General features: G+C 54.5%; 15 protein-coding genes and 2 pseudogenes. 14 read left to right on the top strand and 3 right to left on the bottom strand.

What is annotated here, in order from left to right:
* Positions 1 to 446: 446 nt before the first annotated feature.
* The 5 genes and pseudogenes from B9L19_RS10275 (at position 447) to B9L19_RS19035 (ending at position 5,206) form a co-directional block, all read left to right on the top strand.
* A complete protein-coding gene (locus B9L19_RS10275; protein ID WP_047753155.1) occupies positions 447 to 2,183 on the top strand; it encodes an ABC transporter ATP-binding protein in 1,737 nt (578 codons plus the stop codon).
* Positions 2,167 to 3,969, top strand: coding sequence for an ABC transporter ATP-binding protein (locus B9L19_RS10270; protein WP_089113934.1), 1,803 nt, complete (start codon positions 2,167 to 2,169; stop codon positions 3,967 to 3,969). The genes B9L19_RS10275 and B9L19_RS10270 overlap by 17 nt, the downstream gene beginning before the upstream one ends.
* A gap of 4 nt (positions 3,970 to 3,973) precedes the next feature.
* Positions 3,974 to 4,285, top strand: a pseudogene (locus tag B9L19_RS10265) (IS982 family transposase); the annotation flags it as partial.
* A 336-nt stretch (positions 4,286 to 4,621) separates the two neighbouring features.
* A pseudogene (locus B9L19_RS10255) lies at positions 4,622 to 4,970 on the top strand (IS110 family RNA-guided transposase); the annotation flags it as partial.
* Positions 4,971 to 5,032: 62 nt separating this feature from the next.
* Entirely contained in the window at positions 5,033 to 5,206 is a 174-nt protein-coding gene (locus B9L19_RS19035; RefSeq protein ID WP_167372776.1) for a hypothetical protein, read from the top strand.
* Positions 5,207 to 5,477: 271 nt separating this feature from the next.
* On the opposite strand, the gene B9L19_RS10250 is transcribed toward B9L19_RS19035, so the two are convergent.
* The 3 genes from B9L19_RS10250 to B9L19_RS10240 all read right to left on the bottom strand — a co-directional run bounded on the left by B9L19_RS10250 (position 5,478) and on the right by B9L19_RS10240 (position 8,381).
* Positions 5,478 to 6,125, bottom strand: a complete 648-nt coding sequence (locus B9L19_RS10250) for an MOSC domain-containing protein (RefSeq protein WP_025950257.1) — start codon at positions 6,123 to 6,125, stop codon at positions 5,478 to 5,480.
* A 4-nt stretch (positions 6,126 to 6,129) separates the two neighbouring features.
* Entirely contained in the window at positions 6,130 to 7,134 is a 1,005-nt protein-coding gene (locus B9L19_RS10245) for an LLM class flavin-dependent oxidoreductase (RefSeq protein ID WP_025950256.1), read from the bottom strand.
* Positions 7,135 to 7,394: 260 nt separating this feature from the next.
* Positions 7,395 to 8,381, bottom strand: coding sequence for a coiled-coil domain-containing protein (locus B9L19_RS10240; protein ID WP_047753150.1), 987 nt, complete (start codon positions 8,379 to 8,381; stop codon positions 7,395 to 7,397).
* 135 nt (positions 8,382 to 8,516) lie between these two features.
* Here B9L19_RS10240 and B9L19_RS10235 point away from each other — a divergent pair, with 135 nt between their 5' ends.
* The 9 genes from B9L19_RS10235 to B9L19_RS10185 all read left to right on the top strand — a co-directional run bounded on the left by B9L19_RS10235 (position 8,517) and on the right by B9L19_RS10185 (position 16,973).
* Positions 8,517 to 9,080: a thioredoxin family protein gene (locus B9L19_RS10235; protein ID WP_013145386.1), complete on the top strand. Its 564-nt coding sequence runs from the start codon at positions 8,517 to 8,519 to the stop codon at positions 9,078 to 9,080.
* Positions 9,081 to 9,345: 265 nt separating this feature from the next.
* Positions 9,346 to 9,735, top strand: coding sequence for a gamma-glutamylcyclotransferase family protein (locus B9L19_RS10225; RefSeq protein WP_047753149.1), 390 nt, complete (start codon positions 9,346 to 9,348; stop codon positions 9,733 to 9,735).
* A 214-nt stretch (positions 9,736 to 9,949) separates the two neighbouring features.
* Entirely contained in the window at positions 9,950 to 11,308 is a 1,359-nt protein-coding gene (glnA, locus tag B9L19_RS10220; protein WP_047753148.1) for a type I glutamate--ammonia ligase, read from the top strand.
* Between the two features lie 241 nt (positions 11,309 to 11,549).
* The gene (locus tag B9L19_RS10215) at positions 11,550 to 12,437 is read left to right on the top strand and encodes a sulfite exporter TauE/SafE family protein (RefSeq protein WP_025950252.1); all 888 of its coding nucleotides are present in this window, start codon (positions 11,550 to 11,552) and stop codon (positions 12,435 to 12,437) included.
* A gap of 286 nt (positions 12,438 to 12,723) precedes the next feature.
* A complete protein-coding gene (locus B9L19_RS10205; RefSeq protein WP_047753146.1) occupies positions 12,724 to 13,680 on the top strand; it encodes an MBL fold metallo-hydrolase in 957 nt (318 codons plus the stop codon).
* A gap of 285 nt (positions 13,681 to 13,965) precedes the next feature.
* Positions 13,966 to 14,274, top strand: a complete 309-nt coding sequence (locus B9L19_RS10200; protein ID WP_425268979.1) for a transporter suffix domain-containing protein — start codon at positions 13,966 to 13,968, stop codon at positions 14,272 to 14,274.
* Positions 14,275 to 14,291: 17 nt separating this feature from the next.
* A complete protein-coding gene (locus B9L19_RS10195; protein ID WP_025950249.1) occupies positions 14,292 to 15,089 on the top strand; it encodes an SGNH/GDSL hydrolase family protein in 798 nt (265 codons plus the stop codon).
* Positions 15,086 to 16,000, top strand: a complete 915-nt coding sequence (locus tag B9L19_RS10190; protein ID WP_047753145.1) for an ABC transporter ATP-binding protein — start codon at positions 15,086 to 15,088, stop codon at positions 15,998 to 16,000. Before B9L19_RS10195 ends, B9L19_RS10190 begins: the two co-directional genes overlap by 4 nt.
* Positions 15,993 to 16,973, top strand: coding sequence for an ABC transporter permease (locus B9L19_RS10185; RefSeq protein WP_047753144.1), 981 nt, complete (start codon positions 15,993 to 15,995; stop codon positions 16,971 to 16,973). Before B9L19_RS10190 ends, B9L19_RS10185 begins: the two co-directional genes overlap by 8 nt.
* Positions 16,974 to 17,011 lie beyond the last annotated feature (38 nt).

The following is a 17,011-nucleotide window of genomic DNA, read 5'->3' as shown; positions in this document are numbered from 1 at the left end:
CTATTTTTTCGACTGCTGAAGGCAAGCCACAGGCTTGCCTTCGTCGCGCCAAGGTGTGACGGGAGACGGAATAACCCCCTGCTTCACAGACCCGTGCATGGATCTGGAAGCAATATATTTAGTGAAAGAGAGGTGAGGCAAATACTTCTGGGGAGTGGCAAGCCCCCACTTCAAGCGTTAGCGAAGTGGGGGTAGTTGACCATCCGCGAATCGGGCATCCCGCTCGAAACGACTGAACAGACCCGTTGTTCCCCTATTGCCGCCGATGGCCCTCGAGCGACGAGACATCCGCTCGGGGGTTTTGCGCCTTTTAGCCGGGAGCATCTCCGCTTCTGCCAATGCATTCTCATTGTCAAATAAATATTTCGGGTTTAGAATAAAATTATACACAACGATGAACGGCGGCTGGGCCCCGCGATCGGAATGGAGAGGAGAGTGGCGCAGACATGGGGCGGGTGCTGATCTATTTGCGGCCATATGGGAAGTGGATGGCGTTAGCTTGGTTGTTTATGTTGACCGAGCTCATCATCGAGCTTTGGCAGCCGCTGTTGATGGGGAAAATCATCGATGAAGGCATCATGAAACAGGATGTTGCGGCCATTTTCACGTGGGGAGCAGTGATGCTCGGGGCGTCTCTGTTGGCGTTTGCCTCGGGCATCGCCAACTCATTTGCCGCTGCCTACGTCGGTCAGGAGTACGGATTTGCGCTGCGGACGGCGCTGTTTGCCAAAATCCAATCGTTTTCGCTTGCGCGCATCGAGCAGCTGTCGCCGGCTTCGCTCGTCACCCGGATGACGAACGATGTAACGCAAGTGCAAAACATGTTGTTTATGAGTTTGCGCATCGCCTTGCGTGCACCGCTTCTCGTCGTTTTCGGCGTCGCGATGGCGTTTGTCGTTCATGCGCGCCTGGCGCTTGTCTTGGCGGTGGCCGTTCCTCTGTCCGCCGCTTTTTTATTGTGGGTTGTACAAAAAGCGGCGGCGTCCTTTTCCGCCGTTCAACGAGCGCTTGACCGCGTCAACGGTGTGATGCGCGAAAATTTGGCCGGCATGCGCCTCATCAAAGCGTGGATGAGAAAAGAATACGAAGAGGAGCGATTTGCGGCGGCGAATGATGCGCTCATGGAGCGGACGATGGGCGTGCTGCGCCTCGTTGAAACGATCACCCCAACATTGCTGGTGGTAATGAACACCGCCATCATTGCACTGTTGTTTTTCGGCCGTCTGGATGTTGAGTCTGGGACGGCGAGCGCAGGGCAAGTCGTGGCCGTCATCAATTACGCCACAAGGGCCACGGCGGCGTTGTCGATGTTTACATTTATTACGATGGCGTTTTCACGGGCGCGCGCCTCGGCCGCCCGCCTCGCTGAACTGCTTGAGGAGCGGGAAGAGCAAAGCGGGGGGCACGGAGCCGATGGGCCGATCATCCAGCGCGGGGAAATTCGCTTTGAGCACGTTTCGTTCCGCTATCCAGACAGTGAACTTGACGCGCTTTCTGACGTATCGTTTGTCATCCGCGCCCAAGAAACAGCGGCGATTTTAGGGGCGACTGGGGCCGGCAAATCGACGCTTCTTCAGCTCATCCCCCGGCTGTATGAACCAAGTTCCGGACGAGTGTTGATCGATGGCGTCGACGTGCGCGAGTTTTCCGTGGAGAAGTTGCGCTCCTATGTTCGTTTTGTCCCGCAGGAAGTGCTGCTATTTTCCGGAACGGTTGCTGACAACCTCCGCTTCGGCAAGATCACTGCGTCGATGGAAGAGATTGTGCAGGCGGCTTGTGATGCGCAAATTCACGAAACGATCACCCAGTTTCCGGATGGATACGGCGCAAGGATCGGTCAAAAGGGCGTCAATTTATCAGGCGGGCAAAAGCAGCGGCTGTCGGTCGCCCGCGCCTTGGTGGGGCAGCCGCGCATTTTGCTTTTGGATGACAGCACAAGCGCGCTCGATGCAGAGACGGAAGCAAAGCTGCTCGCAGCGTTGCGGCGGTATGCGTGCACGACGGTGATGGTGACGCAAAAGGTGAGCACAGCGATGGCGGCGGATACCATTTTGCTTTTGGAAGACGGCCGCCTGATCGCGCAAGGAAGCCATGAACAACTGCTGGCGACAAGCGAACTGTATCGACGCATCGTCGCCACGCAGGAAGGAAAGAAGGGATCGGTGGATGTCACTACGGCATAGCCCGCACGGAGCGCGTGTTGGCGCAAGTGCGCAACGGGCGAAAAACAGCGTCGGCACGTTGCGTCGGCTTTGGGTGTTCATCTCCCCGCAAAAACGAAAGTTGTTTGCGTCGGTTGTGATGGTTGTCGTCAGCTCAGCGCTGGCGCTCGCCGGTCCGTACGTCATCGGCAGGGCGGTCGATGTGTACATCGTCGAGCGGAAGACGGACGGTTTTTTCGCGACGCTTGTTTTGCTTCTTGCCATTTATATGTCTCTTGGCGCGGCGACGTTTTGGCAAAACTATTGGATGATCGATGTCGGCCAGCGGACGGTGCGGGGGATTCGCGAGCGGTTGTTTCGCCATTTTCATGAGCTGCCGATTTCGTTTTTTGACCGCCGCCAGCAAGGGGAGCTGATGAGCCGGATTACAAACGACATCGACAATATGAGCCAGACATTTAACAGTACGGTTGTCCAGGTCGTCTCGAGCACGTTGACGTTGATGGGCGCGATCGTGGTCATGCTTTCACAGAGTGTGGTGTTGACGATCGTAACGCTTGTTGTCGTGCCGCTGATGTATGTGGGCATGCGCTGGATCACCAACCGGACGCGGGTGCGTTTCCGTGAGCAGCAACGGGCGCTCGGTGAGATGAACGGCTTTATCGAAGAGGTCATTTCCGGACAGAAAGTCGTGAAGCTGTTTTCCCAAGAAGAGCGGATGGAGTCTGAATTGGCGCGCAAAAATGCCGAGCTGAAACAAGCCGGGTTTTGGGCGCAAACGTATTCTGGCTTCATCCCGAAGCTGATGAACTTTTTAAACAACGTAAGCTTCGCCCTCATCGCCGGCGTCGGCGGATGGCTGGCGGCCAAAGGAGCGATATCGGTCGGGACGATCGTCGTGTTTGTCGAATACGCCCGCCAGTTTACCCGACCGCTTAATGATCTGGCCAATCAATGGAACACACTGCTGTCGGCGTTGGCTGGCGCCGAGCGGGTGTTGGAAATTTTAGATTTGCCGAAGGAAGAGGAAGACGAGCGGGAAGCGGTGGTCTTGGACCGGCTTGATGGACGCATCGAGTTTCGCCAAGTCGCCTTTTCTTACGACAAACAGCGTCCGGCGCTTGATGGCGTTACGTTTTCTGTCGCCCCAGGGGAGACGATCGCGCTTGTCGGCCCGACTGGAGCGGGCAAAACGACCGTATTGCAGCTGTTGACCCGCTTTTACGATCCAGATCGAGGCGTGATTTTGATCGACGGGCGCGACAGCCGGACGATCAAGCGAGCGAGTTTGCGCCGGCATATGGCGTTTGTGCTTCAAGATACGTTTTTGTTCGCGGGAACGATCCGCGACAACATTCGTTACGGCCGGCTTGAGGCGACCGATGAAGAAGTCGAGGAGGCGGCCCGCCAGGCGAACGCCCACTCGTTTATTATGAAGCTGCCGAACGGCTATGACACCGTGCTGTCCCCCGGAGGCGGCGGAATCAGCCAAGGGCAGCGACAGCTGTTGGCCATCGCCCGGGCGATGATCGCCGACCCGGCCATTTTGATTTTGGACGAAGCGACGAGCAACATTGATACGGTGACCGAAGTGCGCATTCAAGAAGCGCTCGCCCGGCTCATGAACGGCCGGACGTGCTTGGTCATCGCGCACCGGCTGAACACGATTCAACAGGCTGATCGCATCGTTGTGCTCAACGAAGGCAAGGTGATCGAACAAGGAACGCATGAAGAGCTGTTGGCCGTAAAAGGATTTTATTTTCAATTGTATCAACGCTATTGGTTGTGCGGTGTGCAACAGGCATAACTGTATGGAGTCCATCAAGACTTTGTGGAGAACATTTTTTCGGTTCACTACGGGTTTGGTTTCTGCCCAACTTTCATCGATTCAGATGTGCCCGCAACGCCGCAACCGCCGCCGTGGTCATCGCGATTCATCTTTGAGGAAAGTGGATCGGTTTTCCATCCGAACGGACATGGCATCGTTTTGTCACGGGAAATTTGTTCACAAACGGCTCGTTTCTCGAACGTTCCTAGTACAACCGCCGTTGCCGGGTGCTTGACTTGGCTATCAAATGGATCCGCTGTCGTGAGCCAAATGCGGCCAACATCATGCCTATGCCAAAGAAGAGGCTGGATTCAAAAGGTTGGTTAGCGACCTTTTGAGACAGCCTCTTTTTCAGCAAACTATTCAGTGCAAGCAGAAACAATGGAAGCAATTCCAAAGAAACTCAATAAAGCATCTTTTAAATCTGGAGCAACATTAGAAGCGGCGGCATTCACTGCACGTTCCCAAGCAACAGTCCGAGAATATTTTAGTTTTCTGTAATTTTGATAGTAATTGATAGCGGTAGAGACAAATTTGGCTGTTCCTCCAAGAGCTTTTAATGCTGACTTAACTTTTAGAATTTTGGATGGCGCCCAAGCTAACGAGACAAGCGCAACTCCTACAGCAGAGCAAGGAACAGACGGCGGTGAAAAACGCGCTCGTCCGCTGGACCGACCGGTATTTTCCGGAGCTTTGGACGGTGTTTCGCGACTTGGGAAAAATGGCGCTTTCAGTGCTGGAGTGGACGCCGCTTCCGGCCGATATGGCAGGCCGATCCGCCCAAGAGCTCATCGAGGTGCACCGGCAAAGCGAAGGGCTGAAATGCCCGCAGAAAGCCAAAATTCAGGCGTTGATCGACGCCGCGAAGGACTCCATTGGGGTGACGGAAGGGACGACGATGGCCCGGTTTGAGTGAGATCGCCGCGCTCGTCCGCCGATACCGCCAATTGGAGGCCATCGCGTCGCTGGATGCAGTGTTGAACCGGAGAAGATCCGTGATCTCCTCCATACGAACTCAAGTGCTTAAGAAAGGAAGAATGCGATGAAAAAAACAATTAAACAAAAATATAAAGATATTTTATTAGTCATTTTCTTTCTTGTTTGGTTGTTCAATGTGTTTGTTGACAAGGAACAGATTACTGTGGCGGTTAATATCATTGCCATCGTTTTCATTTCATTTGTAAGTTTTATAAAGTATTACACCAAAGAAAATTAAGAAGGTTATTGGTGTTTTCCTGAATAGAAAAATTTTTACTATAAGGCTATGGAATAGGATGTCCCAAGATACGTGGCGCCGTTTCGCTCGGCCAAGGTAAAGGGGGGCGCTCCACGGGATGTGAGGCGAATCGGCCTCCGCGAGCGCCTGTTTTACGATGTGTAACGACGTCCAAGCAAAAGGGCGCCTTTTTGATGGTTGCTTTCCGCGCCAAAGCCTTGCCCGTTCGTCCATCGGCCACTCCAAACAGACGGGACCATCGCTTTGTGCTTTACGGCCGGGACCGAGCGGTGAGGCGCTTTTGAAACGTTTCGCGCCAGCTTGCGGATAAGGCGGGATGGCTGGCGATTTGCGCCATGGCTGCTACATTGCCGCGGTCATGATAGTAAATGCGGTTGATATAGGCGATCGATAGCGCCCCGGCCCCGCGCTCCATGAGGATAAGCGGTGCGCCCGGCTCGACGACGCCTTCTTGCAAGACGCGGAAATAAAACCCGCTTTTTCCTGTCTGGCAGACGGCTTTCGGCAAATCGGGCAGCTGGTGCTTAAACGCTAGTTTCGAACACGGCTGGCGCGGCTGCGACACTTGCACGAGCGCCGTGCCGGCGGCATACATGTCGCCAAGACATACATCGTCTTCCGTCAACCCGAGAAGCGTCCAGTTTTCGCCAAACGCCCCCGCCGTAAATGGGCGGCCGTATCGCTCTTCCCAATAGGCGAAATGCTCAGACGGATAGGCGCAAATCGCTTTATCTTCTCCTCCATGATGGACCAGATCGGCTTGTCCGTCGCCGGCCAAGTTGAGCTTGCCGACGGCGGCCGGCCCTTCCACGGGCGTTTTGTCAATGCCGGTCGCAATCGGACGGCCGTCCATGTTGAGGATTTTCGGCTTTCCAACGTTGATGGAAATGATCTTCATGCTTTCACCCCCACATCGCCTCGGCGATGAGCCGGAAGCTTGCGAGTTTATCGTTGAAGTCGTATGTAATGGTCACGAGCATGATTTCTTCGGTTTCATATGCTTCACTCAGCCGGTGCAGCTCATCTTTGACGCGCGCCGGACTGCCGACGATCATCCGCCGCCGGTTGTCTTCCACCCGTTTGCGCTCATACGGGCTGTATGGATACGCAGCCGCTTTTTCCGGGCTTGGCGTGCCGTTCAGCGCCATCCCTTGCTCGATCATGAGCAGCGTCAAGTCAAGGCTTCCCGCGATCCATTCCGCTTTTTCATCCGTTTCGGCGCAAATCGCAAACACCGCGACCATTCCGCGCGGCTCGTGCAAATACGGCGATGGAACAAACCGTTCGCGGTACAGCCGCATATAATGTTCGCCGCCTTCCCCGTTGATAAACTGGGCGAACACGTACGGCAACCCTTTATCGGCAGCCAGCTTCGCTGTTTCCGAACTGGATCCGAGCAGCCAAACGTCCGGAGGCGATTGCACCATCGGCGTCGCCTTGACGCCATATAGCGGGTGGACGGGCGGAAGCGTATCATGCAAATACCCAAGCAAGTCATCGATTTGTTGCGGATAGCGGTCAACTGGACGCGGTCGGCCGTCTTGGAGAGCCATCGTCGCCCGCGGCATGCCGCCAGGCGCGCGGCCGATGCCGAGATCGACGCGGCCGGGAGCTAGACCCGCCAACACGCGGAAATTTTCCGCCACTTTATAGGCGCTGTAGTGCGGCAGCATCACGCCGCCTGAGCCGATGCGAATGCGCGACGTTTTCGCCCCGATGTGTCCAAGCAGCACTTCTGGAGATGAGCCGGCGAGGCTGTTCGCATCGTGATGTTCGGACACCCAAAAACGCTTGTAGCCGAGCTCTTCGACAAACTGGGCGAGCCGGACGGTATTTTGAAGGGCTTCTTCCGCGGTCATGCCTTCGGCGATCGGCGATTGGTCAAGAACGCTGAGCTGTAGCGGCATGATGATTTCTCCCTCTCTCTCGAAATGTTGATGTATCAAGGCTTTCTTTTCCTTGCGGTTGAATGCTCTCCCACCTGCGTTCACATGTGGAAGTGGGGGGCTTCTCGGTGCGAGATAGTCAAAATGGTTAGTTCTTATTATGGGATGTTTCGTTTCTTGTTGTCCATTGATTTGCTTCGGCCTCTAACCGCTGGCAACAAAAAATGTCCGCCGTTTCAACCGGCGGATGGCGGCAGACGCCGAAAGACCATGAACGTTTTCTACAAGTGGATCAAGTCTTTTGGTTCAGCGGCTTGGCGGTCGATTTTTTGGCTGCGCCCCCGCCCGGAAAAGAACGAGGAAAACAGTTGTTTGACGCTGTCAACGATAAAGGAGCATCGTTCATACAGTGCTTCTTTTAAGCTGTCGAGCTGGCGGGTCACTTTGTATTGCGCCGCCTCTTGCGCTTCAAGCCGCTCGATGACCGTCTGATGGAAGAAATGTTGCAGTTCCAGTTGTTCCAAAACTTTTTGATGCAGCTTTTCTTGCCCTTCGAGGCGGACGGACATTCCTTCCACCCGTTGTTCGCGTTCGGCTGCTTGCCGCTCAAGCCGGTGCATCGCTTCACTTTGCATCGTCAGCGCTTCGATGACCGTTTGGCGCGCTGCTTCTTCTTTTGCGAACTGCTCCTCCCATGCGCGCCGCTGTTCGTACTCTATCTGCTCATGAGCGTGGATCGATCGTTCAAGGCGGGCCAGTGTTTCGGCGAGCTCCGCTTGTTCTCGTTGTCCGGCAGCGAGCCATTGCTCGAGCCGGTCGAACGCTGCGGCCCATTGCTTGCTTTGCTCCGCCTGCAGGTTTTGTCCGGCATTCGAGGCATCCATGAAGCGCGAAACGGTTTCCGTTAGTTCGCGATATCGTTCCGTTTGCTCGGTTTGGCTTGCCGCCACCATCCCCTTGAGGTGGTCCAGCGCCTTGACGAGACGCCCGCTATGCTCGGCTTGTTCCGTTTGCCCGGCAGCAAGCGAACGCTCAAGCCGAGTCAAGGCATCGGCGATTTTCTCACGATCATCGGTCTGTTGCTTTCGTCCTTCCTCCACCGCCAGCTTGAGGCGAAGGAACGCCTCGTTCAATTGTTCAAGCAGCTGGATTTGCTCTTCCATCATTTGTTCCGTTTTTGCGCGTCGGTAATAAAACACCGAATGCGAGGAGGGAAGCGGAGTTGCACCGTACACGCGCGGGGTCATCTGTTTGTTCATGTAAATCAATGGAAAAAGCCTCCTTTCCGTTCGTCTATGTGGCATCATATGCCGGGCTGTGCAGTTCGGTTTGGGCGCTGTATTTGTGACATCCGCCTTCCTTTTGATATAATGAAAGAAAATATTGGAGAAAGGGTGTTGTTGATGCCAGCTGTCGAATCGAACATGTTTCCGCTTGGCAAACAAGCGCCGCCGTTTGCCCTCACGAATGTCATCGATGGCAACGTCGTTCGTCTTGAGGATGTGAAATCGGACGTAGCGACTGTCATTATGTTCATTTGCAATCATTGCCCGTTTGTCAAGCATGTACAGCACGAGCTTGTTCGCCTCGCAAACGATTATATGCCCAAAGGGGTGTCGTTTGTCGCCATCAACTCCAACGATGCTGAACAATATCCGGAAGATTCGCCCGAAAACATGAAAAAAGTGGCGAAAGAGCTTGGCTACCCGTTCCCATACTTGTACGACGAAACGCAAGAAGTGGCGAAGGCGTACGACGCCGCCTGCACCCCGGATTTTTATATTTTCGACCGTGAGCTGAAATGCGTTTACCGCGGCCAGCTTGATGATTCGCGGCCGAACAACGGCATTCCGGTGACCGGGGAATCGATCCGCGCCGCGCTGGATGCTTTGTTGGAGGGCCGTCCGGTGCCGGAAAAGCAAAAGCCGAGCATCGGCTGCAGCATTAAATGGAAGCCATCCGCGTAAACGGTTGCTTGACTTCTCGTTGTCGAATGGATATGATGAAGAAAGCGTCATTCGTTTGCTGCGGGATCATCGCAAGCCGTGCCGTTGCCGCTCATGGAGCTGGCGCGGCTTTTTCGTTGTCCGCTGTCCGCTGTCCGCTTGACAAATTCACACTGGCGCCGCCACGGAGCGGCAAGGATGGATGAGAGGCAGGGCTTCCATTGTTTTTGTTTTCTTCTTCGAGTTTTCATAATCTTTGTTATGCAAACAAAAGGAGAAACGTGAGATGGCGGAAAGACGATATCGAGTGTTTGTGTATGGAACGTTGCTGACCGGCGAGGACAACCATTGTGTTGCAGCTCCTTATGTTCGCGCCGTATGCCCAGGGAAGGTGAACGGCCGTTTGTACAGCGTCGGCCCGTACCCTGCGCTTGTGCTCGGAGAAGAAGGGGAAGTGGAAGGGGAATGGTTGACGGTGACGGAGGAAGGGCTCAAAGCGATGGATGAGCTTGAAGACTACGCCGAAGGACGGGACGATAACGAATATGAGCGGATATGGGTCCACGACGCCCACCAGCCGATCGAAGGGTACGTCTACGTTTATTTGCCGGAAAAAGCCACCGGCCTGCCGATCATTTCGTCCGGCTCGTGGCGTCGGCGTGAGGAGAAAACGTAACATCCATAGCGGATAGAAAAAGTCGGCCGAGGAGACGATTATCTCCTCGGCTGGCTTCTTTTGTATAAATATTCGTCTCATTTGAAACCGTTTGCAAAAAAATTCATTATAAAAATACAGAAAAATTGATAAAAAAGTGTTGCCAAACGGCTTCTCTTTTTCTATAATAAAAGCATGTTAGAAAAATAAACGTACGAATGTGAGGTAATGTAACATGTCAAAAACGTTCGTTTCCTCTACACAAACGGAGTTGTTGGAACAAATTAAAGAGAAGATCAAAGAAAAAAACGTGGAGCTTCTTCATTTGCAGTTTGTCGACATTGAAGGGATCTTAAAGCACGTGACCGTGACGGCTGAACAGCTTGATGATGTTGTCGAAGGGAAAATCATGTTTGATGGTTCGTCGATCAAAGGCTTCTCGCCGATCAACCGTTCCGACTTGTATCTTCTTCCGGATTTGAATACGTTTGCTGTTTTGCCGTGGACGGTCGAGGAAGGCTATGCGGAAGCGCGCTTTCTCTGCTCGGTGACCAATCCGGACGGCACGCTGTTTGAAGGCGACCCGCGCAACGTGCTGAAAAAAACGATCGAGCGGGCGGCGGAAAAAGGATATACGATCTCGGTCGGTCCGGAGCTGGAGTTTTTCCTGTTCAAAGCCGATGAAAACGGCAATCCGACGCTCGAGCTCCATGATGGCGGCGGTTATTTCGAACCGTCTCCGAAAGACTTGGGCGAACGCGTTCGCCTTGAAATTTACCGCACCTTAAAAGCGATGGGCTTTACGATTGAAGCGTCGCACCATGAAGTGGCGGAAGGCCAGCATGAGATCAACTTCAAATATGCCGATGCGCTCGGTGCGGCGGACAATGCGACGACGTACAAATGGGTTGTCAAAACGATTGCCAGCAAGTTCGGTCTCCATGCGACGTTTATGCCAAAACCGGTGTTTGGCATCAACGGTTCAGGCATGCATGTCAACATTTCCCTCTTCAAAGACGGGGAAAATGCGTTCTTTGATCCGAACGATGCGAACCAGTTGTCAGAAACAGCGTACCAATTCATCGCGGGCTTGCTGAAAAACGTAAAACACTTCGCGGCGGTTACGAACCCGCTTGTCAACTCGTACAAACGGCTTGTGCCAGGGTATGAAGCGCCTTGCTATATCGCTTGGTCTGCTTCCAACCGTTCGGCGCTCATCCGCATTCCGGCCAAACGCGGTGTCGCGACGCGCGTTGAGCTCCGTTGCCCGGATCCGTCGGCCAATCCGTATTTGGCGTATGCCATCATCGCTGCCGCTGGCCTTGACGGTGTCGAAAAAGGGTTAACCGCTCCGGCGCCGATTGATGAAGACATCTTCCATATGTCGGAAGAACGCCGTGCGGAGCTTGGAATTGACAACTTGCCGGAAAACTTAGGCGAAGCCATCGCAGCGCTGGAAAGCGGAGAAATCGGCCGCGCGACGCTTGGCGAGCACGTATTCAACGAATACGTCGCGATGAAAAAAGACGAATGGAACAGCTACCGCACGGAAGTCCACGCTTGGGAAATCGAGCGGTATCAAGGGAAGTTCTGATCGAAAGCCAGCATCCAAAAGGTGCCCCGTCGCCATATTCGGGGCGCTTTTTTCTGCAGGCGGCTGTTTGTCTTTATTTATTTTAAGGGGGATCCTCATGCAAGGGCTGTTTTTATGCTTGTTTACGTTTATCTAGCACCACGGGTATTTTTTATTTTTTAAAATTCATAGTTGACATCTATGAATAATGAGATTTAAATTATAAGTAACGCGCTCAACCATTGCAAACGGAGGGAAACCAATGAAAAAACTGATCGTTTTTGTGTTTGTAGGATTTATCGCCCAGCTGATTGACGGCTCGCTTGGGATGGCGTATGGCGTCACGTCGTCGACGCTGCTGTTGACGTTCGGCATTGCTCCGGCTGTTGCCTCGGCGTCCGTTCATTTGGCGGAAGTGGTGACGACGGCGGCATCTGGCGCTTCCCATTGGAAGTTCGGCAACGTCGACCGCAGCATGGCCTTTAGGCTCATCATTCCCGGGTCGGTCGGCGCGTTTGTCGGGGCTTGCTTTTTAAGCAACTTGCCGGGCGATTTGATTAAGCCGTATGTATCCTTATTTTTGTTGGCGCTTGGCTTTTACATTATTTATCGATTTTTAGTGTTGAACGGCCGAACGCCGTCTTCGCCCGGAAAACAGTGGTCCAATAAGCAGCTCGTCCCTCTCGGATTGGCGGCTGGCTTCCTTGATGCGACCGGCGGTGGGGGATGGGGGCCGATTGCGACGCCGGTGTTGCTGGCCAATAAAAGCATGGAAGCGCGCAAGGTGGTCGGCACCGTCGACACGTCCGAATTTGCCGTCGCGCTGTCGGCGACGCTCGGATTCGTCATTTCGCTTGGTTGGGAGCAAGTGAACTGGTACTGGGTGCTGACGCTCATGGCCGGCGGGGTCGTTGCTGCGCCGATCGCCGCTTGGCTTGTGCGCAAACTGCCGTCCCATTTGCTTGGAGTGTTGGTCGGCGGGTTGATTATTTTGACGAACGTCCGCACGCTCCTGCACGCTTGGGAGGCGCCTGCGCCGGTGTATCCGACCGTTTATGGCCTCATCGTCATCGGCTGGGCCGCGGCGGTATGGCTAGCGATCAGAAACGGACGGAAAGGAAAGGCGACTAGCAGGGAGTTGGCGTCGTAAGCATTGGGCGCGCTTGGCAAACGACGGTGTCTTTCCGTTGGCGGCAGCGTTGGATGCGATCGGGTTGAGCATCAGGGAGCTTGTTCGTGCTGCGGAGGGCAACGGTCGACAGCGCCTGCCCTCAAAAATAGCGCGCGTAGCAGTTGTTGCCCCGTTGACGACAGTTGAAACGAGAAGGCGGCTCTTGCCCTCTGGGCAGGGGCTGCTTTTTTATCAGCCCCTGTAGCGGGAAGCCAGTTTCTATGTTAAAATATTCTGCATCATCAACCAAAGGGGGAGAGGGAATATGGCACAGCCGCTTGATCTCGGCCGCCGCATTTCACTCATCGATTTGTATGATTTGCACATGCCGCAGCGCACCGGTACATACGTGCTTCACGAAGAGAACTTGGCGATCGTGGAAACAGGGCCAAGCCCGTCGGTGCCGCATTTGCTTGCTGGGTTGAAAGCGCTTCATATTGACCCGGGCGAGATCCGCTATATTATCGTTACCCATATTCATTTGGATCATGCGGGCGGCGTGGGGCTGCTTCTTCAGCATTGCCCGAATGCGATGGTTGTCGTCCATCCGAAAGGGAAGCGGCATTTGGCTGATCCATCGCGCCTCATCGCCGGGGCGAAGGCGGTGTACGGCGCGCAGTTTGAGTCGCTCTTTGATCCGATTCTTCCGGTGCCAGAAGAGCGATTGATTGTGAAAGAGGACGGGGAAACGTTGGCGTTGAGTGCGGAGCGGACGCTTGTGTTTTATGATACGCCGGGGCATGCGAACCATCACGTTTCGATTTATGATTCGTACAGCCGCGGCGTGTTCACCGGCGATACGATCGGCGTTTTTTATCCGCAGCTGCAAGAAGCGGGGCTTGCGTTTTGCCTGCCTTCAACGTCCCCGAACCAATTTGATCCCGAGGCCATGGAGCAGTCGGCGGCAAGACTTGAGGAGCTGAGACCGGAACGCATGTATTTTGGTCATTTTGGTATGCTCGATGACCCGCAGGAAGCGTTCCGTCAGCTTCGCGTTTGGCTGCCAAAGTTTGTCGCGGCCGGGAAGGAAGCGGTCGAACGAAATCCGGAAGCATCGCCCGCAGAGCAGGCGAAAATCGCTGCACAACGGTTGCGCCGCGATGTAGAGGCTTTTTTGAACGAACATGGCGTTCCGCCTTCGTCGCCGGCGCATGCGGCGATCGAGCTTGATCTGCAAGTGTGCGCGATGGGGTTGATCGATTACTGGCATAAGCGACGGTGATGGGAGTGAATGAACGGTGTCCCGAGCATAAAAGGGACACCTTTTCTTTGTCAATACGTATAACGATGATGACGAATCCGTCTGCTTGGTTTCGTGCCATGAGGCCGGCTTTTTTCTTTTTCAAAACGGTGCTCCTTGTGTTTTGGGAACAAGATAGGCGTTTGTTGGCAGCGAAGCGCACGGCTTCAGGCGCGCCGTTTCGTGAAAGGGAGGTGGATATGGTAGAGTGGAAGTGCATGATCCCGATCTTTGTTCGCAACCACGACGCCATAAGGAGGTGGGGACGTGAAGCAAGAGAAACCGGTTTTGTATCGCATTGGCATTGGCCTCATCATCGCCTCGTTCGTCGTTTGGGTGGCGGTGCCCATCGCGCCGTTTCTGCCGTTTTCAGCCGCCGTCAAGGCAACGATTGTCGCCGCGGTCATTGCGGCGGCGGAAGTCATGTTTTGGCTTGGGGTGCTGCTGGCTGGAAAAGAAGCGGCGATGAAGCTGAAAGGGTATTGGAATCCGAAGCATTGGCGCATAAATCGGCAACGGTTGGATCAAACCAATGATGTTAAGCAAAAAGAGGAACGGTTGGAAGAAACCCAATGAAGAGATGAGGTGGTGGCATGGGCCGGAGAGTTGTTTCGTTTCTCATCGTTGTTGCCGCTCTGTCTGGAGCGCTTTGGCTTGGCGGCCTGGCATTGGCGGTGCAAGACCAGTTTTTTTCGGTCGCCAAGCCGCCGACAAAAGAACAACGGCCGCCGACGGCTGAAACAAGGCAACATGACGAGAAAATGGATATTGTTGCTCTTGGCGATTCGTTGACGAGAGGAACGGGCGATGAAAGCGGCAAAGGGTATGTTGGCTATATGGTCGATGCGCTTCGCCGGCAAACGGATCGGCCGATCCGTGTGACGAATTTGGCCATCCGCGGCCTTCGCTCCGACGGGCTGCTTCGCCAGCTTGGCCAGCCTGAGATTCAACGGCAAGTCGCCATGGCGGATTTGATCGTGATGACGATCGGCGGCAACGACTTGTTTCAAGGGGGGGAAGCGCTTCGGTTGAACGCCAAGCAGCTGGATGAAGCGAAGCGCCGGTATGCAGCCAACCTAGACCACATTTTCGCCGCGCTGCGCCGCTTCAACAGCGAAGCGGTCATTTTTGCAATCGGTTTGTACAACCCGTTTGGCGATTTAAACGATGCCAAACGGACGTCGGCCGTTGTGCGCGATTGGAATTTTGCATCAGCGGAAGTGGCGGCCCGCTATCCGAACATCGTCGCGGTGCCGACGTTTGATTTGTTTGCCCTCCATGTCAATGACTATTTGTACAGCGACCATTTTCATCCAAACGCGGCAGGCTACAAGCGGATTGGAGAGCGCGTCGCCTCGCTCATCACGTTGACGGAGGAGGGTGAACAATGACCAAACAGGTGACGTTAGCGGTCAAAGAGCTGCGGAAAACGATTCGCGGCAAGGAAATTATTAAAGGCATTTCGTTTGAGTTGCATGAGGGGGAAGTATTCGGTTTTTTAGGGCCAAACGGCGCGGGAAAAACGACGACGATCCGCATGCTCGTCGGGCTCATTCGGCCGACGTCGGGGACGGTGGCGATTGGCGGGTATGATCTTCACCGCCAGTTTATCGACGCGATCCGCCAGATCGGCTGCATCGTCGAAAACCCAGAAATGTATCCGTATTTAACAGGCTGGGAAAACCTTGAACATTTCGCCCGCATGATGCCGGGAATTGGTGCAGATCGGATCATGGAAGTGGCGAAGCTCGTCGGGCTGGAACAGCGCATCCATGACCGTGTGGGCACGTATTCGCTCGGCATGCGGCAGCGGCTCGGCATCGCGCAGGCGCTGCTTGGAAAGCCGAAGGTGCTCATTTTGGACGAGCCGACCAACGGCCTTGACCCGGCCGGCATTCGCGAAATGCGCGCCTTCATCCGCTTTTTGGCGGAAACGGAAGGGTTGAGCGTCCTTGTTTCGTCGCATTTGTTAAGTGAAATTCAATTAATGTGCGACCGCGTTGCCATTATGGCGAAAGGACGGCTCTTGGCTGTGGACACGGTGGAGCGGCTGTTAAACCAACAGGCGCGCGTCGTTTGGAAAGCCGTCCCGATCGAGCGGGCGCGGGCGCTGTTAGCGGAGGAAACCGAGGTGTTGCGCGCCGATGAAGAGACGATCGTCACGCCATATGAGCCGTCGAGACTAGCCGCTTGGAACGCCAAGCTTGTCCAAGCTGGCGTCTCCGTTTCCAAAATTGAGCCGCGGCTGCCGACGCTCGAAGATTTGTTTATCGAGCTGACAGGGGGCGAAACGATTGAGTAAGCTCGTGTATAATGAAATGTTGAAAATTGTCCGCAAAAAGCGGCTATGGGTGATCGCCGCCATCATTGCGGTGCTCGTCGCCTTGTTTACATACGCTCAATACCGCGAGACGGAAGAGCTGAGAAAACGGCTTGGCACGACCGACTGGCGGACGCAGCTGCAGCAGCAAATCGTCGATTTGCAAAACCGCTTGCAGTCGCCGAGCATGTCGGAGGAATGGCGGAAATACTTGCAAATCCGCCTCAAGCAGCAGCAGTACTACTTAGAGCACAACATTAATCCGTCCGCCCCTGGAGCGCCGACGTTTATGCGGACGTTTATCGAAAACGCCATCGACTTGTTTTTGCCGCTTTTGGTGATGGTGGTGGCGGCCGATTTAGTGTCGTCCGAGGCAAGCGCTGGAACGATCAAGCTGCTTCTCGTTCGGCCGGTGAAGCGATGGAAAATTTTGTTAAGTAAATATATCGCGTTGCTCCTGTCGGTGTCGCTCATTATGCTGATGGCGGCGGTGCTGTCGTATGCCATCTCCGGACTCGTGTTTGGATATGGCGGCTTCCGTCTGCCGCTATTGACCGGATTTGTCCAGCAAGGAGAGGATCTCAATACAGCGAATGTCCACATGATTCCGCAATGGAAGTACATTTTGATCGAGCTCGGGCTGGCCGCGTTTGTGAGTGTTGTCGTCGGCACGCTGACGTTTATGTGTTCCGTGCTGCTTCGAAGCACGGCGGCGGTGATGGGCATTATGCTCGCAGCATTGATTTCTGGCGCGATTTTGTCGAACATGGTGTCGTCGTGGCATTCGGCAAAATATTTGTTTATGGTCAATTTGCGGCTGACGGATTACATAAAAGGAGCGGCTCCGCCGATTGAGGGGATGACGCTTGGCTTTTCGATGGCCGTGCTGGCTGTCTGGGGGCTTGCAGGGCTTCTTGTTGCTTTTTTTGTCTTTATGCGGCGAGATGTCTATTGAAAACGGCAGAGCGGCGAAAACCCGAGGGGGTGTTCCCT

Origin of the sequence: Geobacillus thermocatenulatus, assembly GCF_002217655.1 — a bacterium.
Taxonomy (GTDB): domain Bacteria; phylum Bacillota; class Bacilli; order Bacillales; family Anoxybacillaceae; genus Geobacillus; species Geobacillus thermocatenulatus.
This window is presented reverse-complemented; position numbering and strand designations above follow the sequence as displayed.

Coding starts and splice junctions, on each gene's coding strand:
- B9L19_RS10275 (WP_047753155.1), top strand. CDS start 447: ATGGGGCGGGTGCTGATCTATTTGCGGCCATATGGGAAGTGGATGGCG.
- B9L19_RS10270 (WP_089113934.1), top strand. CDS start 2,167: ATGTCACTACGGCATAGCCCGCACGGAGCGCGTGTTGGCGCAAGTGCG.
- B9L19_RS19035 (WP_167372776.1), top strand. CDS start 5,033: ATGAAAAAAACAATTAAACAAAAATATAAAGATATTTTATTAGTCATT.
- B9L19_RS10250 (WP_025950257.1), bottom strand. CDS start 6,125: ATGAAGATCATTTCCATCAACGTTGGAAAGCCGAAAATCCTCAACATG.
- B9L19_RS10245 (WP_025950256.1), bottom strand. CDS start 7,134: ATGCCGCTACAGCTCAGCGTTCTTGACCAATCGCCGATCGCCGAAGGC.
- B9L19_RS10235 (WP_013145386.1), top strand. CDS start 8,517: ATGCCAGCTGTCGAATCGAACATGTTTCCGCTTGGCAAACAAGCGCCG.
- B9L19_RS10225 (WP_047753149.1), top strand. CDS start 9,346: ATGGCGGAAAGACGATATCGAGTGTTTGTGTATGGAACGTTGCTGACC.
- glnA (WP_047753148.1), top strand. CDS start 9,950: ATGTCAAAAACGTTCGTTTCCTCTACACAAACGGAGTTGTTGGAACAA.
- B9L19_RS10215 (WP_025950252.1), top strand. CDS start 11,550: ATGAAAAAACTGATCGTTTTTGTGTTTGTAGGATTTATCGCCCAGCTG.
- B9L19_RS10205 (WP_047753146.1), top strand. CDS start 12,724: ATGGCACAGCCGCTTGATCTCGGCCGCCGCATTTCACTCATCGATTTG.
- B9L19_RS10195 (WP_025950249.1), top strand. CDS start 14,292: ATGGGCCGGAGAGTTGTTTCGTTTCTCATCGTTGTTGCCGCTCTGTCT.
- B9L19_RS10190 (WP_047753145.1), top strand. CDS start 15,086: ATGACCAAACAGGTGACGTTAGCGGTCAAAGAGCTGCGGAAAACGATT.